The organism is Aeromicrobium sp. REDSEA-S32_B7 (assembly GCF_001626145.1).
Lineage (GTDB): Bacteria > Actinomycetota > Actinomycetes > Propionibacteriales > Nocardioidaceae > Aeromicrobium > Aeromicrobium erythreum.
Genome location: NZ_LUNF01000149.1, coordinates 1 through 10,217, shown reverse-complemented (window position 1 = coordinate 10,217; position 10,217 = coordinate 1). Strand labels below are relative to the sequence as shown.

Annotated in this window: 10 protein-coding genes; all 10 read left to right on the top strand. The window is 68.9% G+C overall.

The features are described 5' to 3' along the window. Window positions 1–880 (top strand): ATP-binding cassette domain-containing protein (locus A6Q79_RS10590; RefSeq protein ID WP_317698143.1); only part of this gene is annotated, 880 nt, incomplete at its 5' end. 53 nt (window positions 881–933) lie between these two features. Further along, window positions 934–1,653: an ABC transporter permease gene (locus A6Q79_RS10585; RefSeq protein ID WP_083516566.1), complete on the top strand. Its 720-nt coding sequence runs from the start codon at window positions 934–936 to the stop codon at window positions 1,651–1,653. Between the two features lie 56 nt (window positions 1,654–1,709). Beyond that, window positions 1,710–2,486 carry an ABC transporter permease gene (locus tag A6Q79_RS10580; RefSeq protein WP_236749863.1) on the top strand — a complete coding sequence of 259 codons (777 nt, stop codon included), beginning with the start codon at window positions 1,710–1,712 and terminating at the stop codon, window positions 2,484–2,486. Window position 2,487: 1 nt separating this feature from the next. Beyond that, a complete protein-coding gene (locus A6Q79_RS10575; RefSeq protein WP_286689132.1) occupies window positions 2,488–3,951 on the top strand; it encodes an MCE family protein in 1,464 nt (487 codons plus the stop codon). A gap of 37 nt (window positions 3,952–3,988) precedes the next feature. Continuing rightward, on the top strand, window positions 3,989–5,092 hold the full coding sequence (locus A6Q79_RS10570) for an MCE family protein (RefSeq protein WP_286689133.1): 1,104 nt from the start codon (window positions 3,989–3,991) through the stop codon (window positions 5,090–5,092). Then, on the top strand, window positions 5,089–6,039 hold the full coding sequence (locus tag A6Q79_RS10565; RefSeq protein WP_067854762.1) for an MCE family protein: 951 nt from the start codon (window positions 5,089–5,091) through the stop codon (window positions 6,037–6,039). Before A6Q79_RS10570 ends, A6Q79_RS10565 begins: the two co-directional genes overlap by 4 nt. Beyond that, window positions 6,036–7,211 carry an MCE family protein gene (locus A6Q79_RS10560; RefSeq protein WP_067854763.1) on the top strand — a complete coding sequence of 392 codons (1,176 nt, stop codon included), beginning with the start codon at window positions 6,036–6,038 and terminating at the stop codon, window positions 7,209–7,211. The genes A6Q79_RS10565 and A6Q79_RS10560 overlap by 4 nt, the downstream gene beginning before the upstream one ends. Beyond that, a complete protein-coding gene (locus A6Q79_RS10555; RefSeq protein ID WP_067854765.1) occupies window positions 7,208–8,683 on the top strand; it encodes an MCE family protein in 1,476 nt (491 codons plus the stop codon). Before A6Q79_RS10560 ends, A6Q79_RS10555 begins: the two co-directional genes overlap by 4 nt. Continuing rightward, the gene (locus A6Q79_RS10550; protein ID WP_067854767.1) at window positions 8,680–9,894 is read left to right on the top strand and encodes an MCE family protein; all 1,215 of its coding nucleotides are present in this window, start codon (window positions 8,680–8,682) and stop codon (window positions 9,892–9,894) included. The genes A6Q79_RS10555 and A6Q79_RS10550 overlap by 4 nt, the downstream gene beginning before the upstream one ends. Beyond that, on the top strand, window positions 9,864–10,217 hold a 354-nt coding region (locus A6Q79_RS10545), incomplete at its 3' end, for a hypothetical protein (RefSeq protein WP_317698139.1). The genes A6Q79_RS10550 and A6Q79_RS10545, both read left to right, overlap by 31 nt.

Genomic DNA, 10,217 nt, shown 5'->3' with positions numbered 1-10,217 from the left:
GCCCGCGGGTGAGATCTCGGTGATGCTGGGTCCGTCGGGTACGGGCAAGTCGGTGTTCCTGAAGTCGCTGATCGGTCTGCTGAAGCCCGACGAGGGCCACATCTGGATCGAGGGCGTCGACATCGCGACGTGCAAGGAGAAGGACCTCTACGAGATCCGCAAGCTGTTCGGCGTGCTGTTCCAGGACGGCGCCATGTTCGGCTCGATGAACCTCTTCGACAACTGCGCGTTCCCGCTGCGCGAGCACACCCGCAAGTCCGAGTCCGAGATCCGACAGATCGTCATGGACAAGATGGACATCGTGGGTCTGGCCGGCGCGGAGATGAAGCTGCCCGGCGAGATCTCCGGCGGCATGCGCAAGCGCGCCGGCCTGGCGCGCGCCCTCGTCCTGGAGCCGGAGATCCTGCTCATCGACGAGCCCGACTCCGGCCTCGACCCGGTGCGCACCGCCTACATCAACCAGCTCTTCATCGACCTGAACGCGCAGATCGACGCGACGTTCCTGATCGTCACGCACGACATCAACTCCACGCGCACCGTCCCGGACAACATCGGCCTGCTCTACCACAAGCACCTGGCGATGTTCGGCCCGCGCGAGATGCTCCTGTCCTCGACCGAGCCGGTCGTGGCGCAGTTCCTCAACGCCCAGCGCGTCGGCCCGATCGGCATGTCCGAGGAGAAGGACGCCGCCGAGCTGGCCGCGGAGGCCGAGCTCGACATGCCGCCCCTGCCGCCGATCCCGCGCCAGCTCGAGCCCTCCGACGGTCGTCCGCGGGCCGGGCAGCGCGAGCCGGGCGCCTGGTGCCGCGAGCACGGGATCACGCCGCCCCCCGGCTCCTTCGAGGAGAACATGAGCCTCGCGCCGGGTGCCACGGCGTGAGCGCAACGAAGCTGACGGCTCCCGCACGCGTCGCGGGTGGGCTGTTCGCCTTCATGCTCGACGTCACCGTCGCGCTGTTCCGGCGTCCGTTCCAGCTCAAGGAGTTCCTGACGCAGGCGTGGTTCATCGTCACCGTGACGATCGTGCCCACCGCCCTCGTCTCGATCCCCTTCGGCGCGGTCATCGCGCTGCAGGTCGGCGGCCTCATCAAGCAGTTCGGCGCCCAGTCGTTCACCGGCTCCGCGGCCGTGCTCGCGGTGGTGCGCGAGGCCGGCCCGATCGCCACGGCCCTGCTGATCGCGGGCGCCGCCGGCTCGGCCATCGCCGCCGACTTCGGCTCGCGCAAGATCCGCGAGGAGCTCGACGCGATGATGGTGCTGGGCATCGACCCGATTCAGCGCCTCGTCGTGCCGCGCGTGCTCGCCTGCATGCTCATCGCCGTCTTCCTGAACGGGTTGGTGACCATCGTCGGCGTGGCGGGCGGCTACGTCTTCAACGTCGTCCTGCAGGACGGCACACCAGGGGCGTACCTGGCGTCGTTCACGGCACTCGCGCAGCTGCCCGACATCTACCAAGGCATGGTCAAGGCCGTCATCTTCGGCTACATCGCCGCGATCGTGGCCTCCTACAAGGGCATGAACGCCAAGGGCGGGCCGAAGGGCGTGGGCGACGCGGTGAACGAGGCCGTGGTGATCACGTTCCTCCTGCTGTTCATCGTGAACTTCTTCGTCTCGGCCATCTACATCCAGCTCGTGCCGCCGAAGGGGATGTGAGCATGGCGACCAAGGTCAGCGCGCTCTACGAGCGCCCCGCAGCCGCCCTGGAGGGCATGGGCACGCAGCTGCTCTTCTACCTGCGCGTCCTGCGCGCGGTGCCGTTCACCATCAAGAACTACAGCCGCGAGATCCTGCGGCTGCTCGCCGAGGTCACGCTCGGCTCCGGCGCGCTCGCCGTCATCGGCGGCACCGTCGGCGTCATCGTGGCCATGTGCTTCTTCACCGGTACCGAGGTCGGCATCCAGGGCTTCGCCGCGCTCGACCAGCTCGGCACGTCGGCCCTGTCCGGCTTCGTCTCGGCCTACTTCAACACCCGCGAGATCGCGCCGATCGTGGCCGGCATCGCCCTGGCCGCGACCGTCGGCTGCGGCTTCACCGCCCAGCTGGGCGCCATGCGGATCTCCGAGGAGGTCGACGCGCTCGAGGTCATGGCCGTGCCGTCGATGCAGTTCCTCGTCACGACCCGCGTGCTCGCCGGCCTCATCGCCGTCATCCCGCTGTACGTGGTCGGCCTGCTGTCCTCCTACTTCGCGACCCGGCTGACCATCACCCAGTTCCTGGGCCAGAGCACCGGCACCTACGACCACTACTTCCAGACGTTCCTGCCCCCGGGCGACGTGCTGTGGTCCTTCGGCAAGGTGCTGATCTTCGCCGTCGTCGTCATCCTCATCCACTGCTACTACGGCTACTACGCCTCCGGCGGCCCCGCCGGCGTCGGCGTGGCCGTGGGGCGCGCCGTCCGAACCTCGATTGTCGCGGTCAACGTCGTCGACCTGCTCGCCTCCATGGCGATCTGGGGCACGACCGTCACCGTCAGATTGGCGGGCTGACATGGCTGCCACACCCCTCGCCGAGCGCCCCACCAGCCTCAAGCTCCTCGGAGCCGCGCTGGTCGCGATCATGCTGTTCTTCATCTGGCTGACGTTCGCGTTCTTCTCCAAGACCTTCGTGGCCTACGACGACGTCACCGTCGACACCGGCACCGCCGGCCTCAACCTGCCCGAGAACGCCGACGTGAAGCTGCGCGGCATGATCGTCGGCGAGGTGCGCAAGGTCGAGCCGCACGACGGCGGGGTGCGCATCGTGCTCGGCATGAAGCCCGACCTCATCGACGAGGTGCCGGCCGACGTCACGGCCGAGATCGTCCCGAAGACGCTGTTCGGCGAGAAGTACATCGCCCTCATCCCCGCCGACGACGCCGGGCCGGAGAAGCTGAAGGCCGGCGACATGATCGCGCGGGCCGAGGTGCCGATCGAGGTCGAGCAGCTCCTCAACGACCTCTACCCGCTGTTGCAGGCGGTCGAGCCCGCCGAGCTGTCCTCGACGCTGACCGCGGTGTCGCAGGCGCTCGAGGGTCGCGGCGAGAAGCTCGGCCAGACGCTGGTCCAGGCCAACGAGTACCTGACCGCCCTCAACCCCGACGTCCCGACGCTCGTCACGGACCTCACCAAGCTCGGCACGGTCTCCGACGGCTACGCCGCGCAGATGCCGACCCTCGGCCGGCTGCTGCGCAACACGGTCGTCACCGGCAACACGGTGGTCGCCAAGCGCACCCAGCTCGCGGCGTTCTACAACGAGGGCACGCGCCTGGCGAACACCCTGACCGACTTCACGAAGGCCAACGGCGACAACCTCGAGGTCCTGGCCAAGCAGAACCGCGTCATCCTCGGCGTCACCGCCGAGTACGCGAGCAGCTTCCCGTGCTTCACCGGCGGCATGGCCACCGTGCTGCCGAAGCTGAACAGCGTGCTGCGCAACAACACGGTGCACATCGACCTCGAGACGCTGCCGCAGCAGCCGACCTACTTCGGCTTCGACGAGAACGCCCGCATCCCCAGCAACCGGCAGATCGAGCAGGCCCCGCAGGCCGACCCGAGCAAGGTCGAGTACATCGACGCGCCCGACAAGAAGCGCGGCAAGCTGCCCAACACGATCGGCGCCGTCTGCGAGGACCTCAAGATCTTCAAGCAGAACGCCGACGACCCGTCGAAGTGGCCCTACAGCAAGTCCGACCCGTTCGAGGTCTCCCCGGAGGTGTTCAAGCTGATCGGCGTGCGGAACAGCCACAACGGCAAGTTCGGCACCGATGCCGACTACCAGCGTGCCGCCGTGTCGAGCCTGGACGAGGCAGGCTTCTTCAACCCCAGCCTCGCCGACACCGACACGCCCCAGCAGCGGGCCGAGGCGCGCAGCCTCGCCGCCGCGATGGCCGGCGTCGACGAGGACCAGGTCCCCGACGCCGCCTCGCTGCTGCTCAGCCCCATCCTGCGAGGCACGGAGGTGAAGGCGCCGTGAACCGCCGTCAGACCGTCCGCGCCGAGGAGGTGAGCCGATGAGCAGGATGCTCGACAAGGAGTCGATCAGCGCGATCGTCAAGCTCGCGGTGTTCTTCGTCGTCACCGGCACCGCCACCGCCATGCTCATGCTCACGCTGAGCAACGGCAGCCTCGGTGCCAGCAACGAGTACAAGGCCGTCTTCTCCGACGTCACCGGCGTCGCGAAGGGCGACGACGTGCGCATCGCGGGCGTCTCGGTCGGTTCGATCAAGTCGGTGAAGATCCACGACACCGACGAGGCCATCGTGACCTTCTCGGTGCGCTCGACCACGCCGCTGACGAAGGACACGATCGCCCAGCTGCGCTTCCGCAACCTCGTCGGCCAGCGCTACCTGGCGCTGTTCCAGGGCGGCGACGGCGACACGTCACGGCTCGCGCCCGGGTCGACGATCCCGCAGGACCGCACGGAGGAGGCGCTCGACCTCAACGTGCTGCTCAACGGGTTCAAGCCGGTCTTCCAGGCGCTCTCGCCGGAGGACACCAACAAGTTCGCCTTCGAGATCGTGCAGACCCTGCAGGGCGAGTCCGGCAACGTGCAGAACCTGCTGGCGCGCACCGCGTCGCTCACCAGCACGCTCGCCGACCGCGACCAGCTGATCGGCGACGTCGTCGTGAACCTCTCCGACGTGCTCGACACGATCGGCAGCCGTGACCAGCAGCTGACGGCGACCATCGACACGCTGCAGCAGTTCATCACCGGGCTCAAGGGCGACCGCGAGGCCATCCTCGGCTCGCTCGACTCGATCTCCGACCTCACGACCGAGACCTCGAACCTGCTCGTCGAGGGCCGCCCCGACCTGACGGCCGACGTCAAGCAGCTGCGACGACTGACCGGCAACCTGTCGAAGAAGCGCAACCTCGACACCCTCGAGTCGGCGCTGCAGATCCTGCCGATCAAGATGGAGAAGCTCGGCAACCTGGTGTCGAACGGCAGCCTGTTCAACTTCTACGTCTGCGAGCTCAACGTCGACGTCAGCCAGCTCACCGGCACGCCGCTCGACGGCCTGCTCGACGGTCTCCTGAAGCAGCTCGGCTCGCTCAAGGCCGGTGGCGACCGCTGCCGCACCGGCGGCAACGAGTACGGGAAGGCCGCGTCATGAAGCCGTTCCGCGAGCGCAACCCCGTCATCATCGGCTTCATCGGCTTCGCCGTGATCGCCATGCTGCTGGTGGCCGCCTTCCGTGCCGACCGCCTGCCGATCATCGGCGCAGGCGACACCTACCACGCCGAGTTCGCCGAGATCGGTGGCCTGAAGTCCGGCAACGAGGTCCGCGTCGCGGGCGTCCCCGTCGGCAAGGTCCGCGACATCGAGCTCGACGGCAACAAGGTCAAGGTGACGTTCAAGGTCGACAAGGGCACCCGCCTCGGCCGCGAGACCGCCGCCGAGATCCGCATCCGCACGCTGCTCGGTGCACAGTTCCTGGCGCTGCAGCCGTCGGGCTCGGGTCGCCTCGAGAAGGGCGGCACGATCCCGGAGTCGCGCACCACGCCGCCCTACGACGTCGTGCAGGCGTTCTCCGACCTCAGCACCACCACCGAGGCGCTCGACGTCGACCAGATCTCCCAGGCGCTGGAGACCCTCTCCGACGTCGCCGCGCAGACGCCGGAGGAGTTCCGGGGCGCCATCCGCGGCGTCTCCGACCTCTCGCGCAACCTCGCCGCGCGCGACGAGCAGATCAACACCCTGCTGAAGAACCTCAAGAAGGTCACCGGCGTCATCAACGCCCGCGACGACCAGCTCGTGGCGCTCGTCAAGGACTCCTCGGTGCTCTTCGACGCGATCAGCGCCCGGCGCGAGGCGATCCACCGCCTCCTCGTCTCGACGCAGGAGATCTCCGCCCAGCTGACCGGTCTGGTCAAGGACACGGAGGCCGACCTGCAGCCGGCGTTGCGCCAGTTGCGCACCGTCACCACCATGCTGGCGCGCAACGAGCAGAGCCTCGACCGGGCGCTCACCGTGATGCCCGGCTTCCTGCGGGTCTTCGCCAACGCGCTCGGCAACGGGCCCTGGTTCGACACGTACGTCAAGATCGGAGGGGCAGGATGAGCAGGCTCGCCGGTGCCGCACGCATCCTCACGGTGCTCGTCGCCCTCGTGCTCGTCGTCGGACTCGTGATCGTCTTCGGGCAGCGCGACGCGAAGAAGACCATCACGGTCGACTTCACCCAGACCAACTCGCTGTACGAGGGTTCCGACGTCCGGATCCTCGGCGTGGCCGTCGGCACCGTCGACCGGCTCGTGCCCCGCGGCAAGACGGTGCGCGCGACCATCTCCTACGACGCCTCGGTCAAGCTGCCCGACGACGTGAAGGCCGTCGTGGTCTCCCCGTCGATCGTCGGCGACCGGTTCGTCCAGCTCGCCCCGGCCTACGACGGGGGAGCGGTCCTCAAGGACGGCGCGCGCCTCGGCGTGAGCCGGACGGCCGTCCCGGTCGAGCTCGACCAGGTCTACAAGTCCCTCGACGACCTCTCGGTGGCGCTCGGCCCAGACGGCGCCAACCGCAACGGCGCCGTCAGCGACCTCGTCCGCGACACCGCGAAGCAGCTCGACGGCCAGGGTGCCCAGGTCAACGAGACGCTGCGCAACTTCGGCAAGCTCAGCCAGACGCTCTCCGACAACAAGGACGAGCTGTTCGGCAGCATGCGCGAGGTCGACCAGTTCGTGCAGCTCCTGCAGACCAACGACCAGTCGGTGCGCGACTTCTTCGACAGCACCGCCCAGGTCTCGACCGTCCTGGCGGGCGAGCGCGAGGACCTGCAGGCCACCATCAAGGCCCTCGGCGATGCGCTGGTCGAGGTCCGCCGACTGGTGCGCGAGAACCGCTCGGAGCTGCGCGGCAACGTCAAGCAGCTGGCGACGGTCGCGCGCGTGCTCGGCGACCACCAGAAGGACCTCGAGCAGTTCACGATCAGCGCGCCGACGGCCCTGTCGAACGTCGCCCTCGCCTACAACGGCAACACGGGCACGCTCGACAACCACGCCGACGTGCTCCAGCTGCTGCTGGGTGCCGTGGAGGACCCGGGCGACCTGCTGTGCAACATCAGCGAGAACCTGCCGATCGACGTCAAGGAGCCGTGCGACGTCCTCGGCGGCGTGCTCGACGACCTCCTCAAGCCGATCACCGGCGGACTGCCGCTGCCGCGCGCCGCCGTGGCCAACGCGCCGTCGCCGGACCGCACCGACACGTCGCTGTCGCAGATGCTGGGGGTGGAGCGATGAGCCTGCGCCGACGCGGCCTGCGGGCCGCCGCCGTGACCGCCGGGAGCGCCGTGCTCCTGTCGGGCTGCGGCTTCTCGCCCTACGAGCTGCCGCTGCCCGGTGGCGCGGACCTCGGGTCCGACCCGTACACCGTGACCGTCCAGTTCCGCGACGTCCTCGACCTGGTGCCGCAGAGCGCCGTGCGGGTCAACGACATCGCGGTCGGGAAGGTCACCAAGATCCGGCTCGACGGCTGGACGGCCACCGCGACCCTCGAGATCAACCGCGACGTCGAGCTGCCCGACAACGCCGAGGCGCAGATCCGCCAGACCAGCCTGCTGGGCGAGAAGTTCGTGTCGCTGGCTCCGCCGTCCACGGGGGGCGAGGGCAGGCTCGGCAACGGCGACCGCATCCCGCTCGACCGCTCGGGGCGCAACCCCGACATCGAGGAGGTGCTCGGTGCGGCCTCGCTGCTCTTCAACGGCGGCGGCCTCGAGAAGACGAACACCATCGTCAAGGAGCTCAACAAGACGCTCGACGGCAACGAGCCCGAGGTCAAGCAGCTGCTGCAGAGCACCACGACCTTCATCGGCCAGCTCGACGAGAACAAGGGCGAGATCCTGACCGCCCTGGAGAAGGTCGACAACCTGGCCAAGGCGACGAAGGCGCAGGAGGGCGCGATCACCCAGGCGCTCGACGAGCTGCCGGAGGCGCTGCGCACCCTCGACGCGCAGCGTGACGACCTGGTCGGCCTACTGCAGTCGCTGGACCGGCTGAGCGACACCGCGACGGGCGTCATCCGACGCTCCAAGGACGACACGCTGGCCGTGCTGCGCGACCTCGAGCCCACGTTGCGTGAGCTCGCGAACGCCGGCGACGACCTCGCCACGGCGAGCCAGCTGATCTTCACCTACCCGTTCACCGACGCGATCGCCGGCGGGTCGCCGGCGCGTGCCAGCAGCCCCTGCACGGCCTACGACCCCGCGGTCCCGGCCACGCAGAACAAGGCGCTGCTGCGCAAGCAGGTCGCCGAGGGCGCCTGCTACGGCGACTTCATGAACCTCGACATCAACCTGTCGCTGAACACCGGGCAGCTCACGAACCTCGTGGAGGGCCTGCTGTCGCTCGGCAACACGATCGGCTCGGCGAAGCCCACGGGCTCCTCGGCGCCCGCCTCGGGCGGGTCGGGCTCCGGCGCGGCCGGCGCTCCCGCCAACCAGCTCGTCGAGCTGGTCGAGGGCCTGACCAGCCAGGGCGACACCGGCCTGCCGTCGCTGCCGGGCACCTCCGACGGCACCGGCTCGCAGCCGTCGCCGTCGGCCAGCCCGTCGCCGTCGGCGTCCACGTCGTCCCGCGGCGGCTCGTCCTCCGGCGGTGGAGGCGGTATCTGTTCCCTGCTCGGCAACTGCCGGGTCACGACGACGAGTGAGCTCATGGCCACGCAGACCGAGGACGTCGCGCGGCTGGTGCTCGGACCGGTGGTGCAGCGATGATCACTCGCCTGACCAAGATCCAGCTGGCGATCTTCGCGATCATCGTCGCCGTCGGCGCGACGTTCGTCGGCGGCAAGTACGCCCAGCTCGACCGCCTGTTCGTCGACCGCACCTTCCCCGTCACGGCCGACTTCGCCGACTCCGGCGGCATCTTCGCCGGGGCCGAGGTGACCTACCGCGGCATCGCGGTCGGCAAGGTCAAGCAGCTGAAGTTCACCGACGACGGCGTGAACGTGGTGCTCGACATCAACAAGGACGCGCCGAAGATCTCCTCCGACGTCGTGGCCACCGTGGCCAACAAGTCGGCCATCGGCGAGCAGTACGTCGACCTCTCCCCGCGTACGAACGAGGCACCGTACCTGAAGGCGGGCACCACCATCCCGCGCTCGGACACGCGCATCCCGATCGACACCACGACCCTGCTGCTCAACCTGAACTCCTTCGTCTCCAGCATCGACACCCGCAGCCTCAAGACCGTCGTCGACGAGCTCGGCACCGCGTTCGAGGGGACCGGACCCGACCTCGAGCGCATCCTCGACACGTCCTCGGAGTTCATCACCGCGGCGCAGGAGAACCTCGGCGTGACGCAGCGGCTCATCCGCAGCTCCTCGGGCGTCCTGCAGACGCAGATCGACAAGCAGCCCCAGCTCGAGACCTTCGCGAAGAACCTGGCGCTGCTCTCGGACACCCTCGTGGAGTCCGACGGCGACCTGCGACGCCTGGTCGACGAGGGACCGTCGGCGGCCAAGACCGTCAACGACACGGTCGCGGAGAACGCGGCGCAGCTGCGCACGATCTTCGCCGACCTGCGCAGTGCGACCGAGCCGCTGGCCCGCAACTCCAAGAGCCTCAAGGCGCTCGCCATCGTCTACCCGTACGTGCTCGAGGGCACCTACAGCGTGGTCGCCCCGAGCAAGAGCACCAAGGGGGAGTGGGACGCCCGCTTCGGCCTGGTGATCACCAACCCGAGCGACACGAGCAACCCCAAGCCGTGCGACGAGGACGACAACGGGCAGCGACCGCGGCGCGAGCCGATCGAGGTCTACGACATGCAGTTCGACGTGGACGCCGGCTGTATCGTCAAGGACAAGGTCCCGCGCGGGCCCGACAAGACCGTGATCAACCGTGATCGGGCCGCCGTGGGAACCGGGGCCGACGCCTCCGGAAAGGACTCGTGGACGTGGCTGCTGCTCGGACCGGCGATCCGCTGACCGCGCGCAGGAGCTCCACCCCCCTCGTCGTCATCGCCGTCCTCGGCGTGCTCGTCGGGGTGGCCGGGCTGCTCGTGCCGCGGTTCGTGGGAGGTGGCGAGGACGCCGAGCGCGACGCCGTCGTGGCGCGCGTCAACGACTTCGCGACGACGTACAACACCTACGACGTCGCCGACCTCGCGAGCTACCAGAAGCGGATGAAGCCGCTGCTGACGCCGGCCTACGACAAGGAGTTCGTCCGCGTCACGAACGCGGTCTTCGGCGCCCTGGAGTCCAAGGACCAGAAGAGCGGCGACGCCAACGTGCTCGCCGTCGCCGTCGAC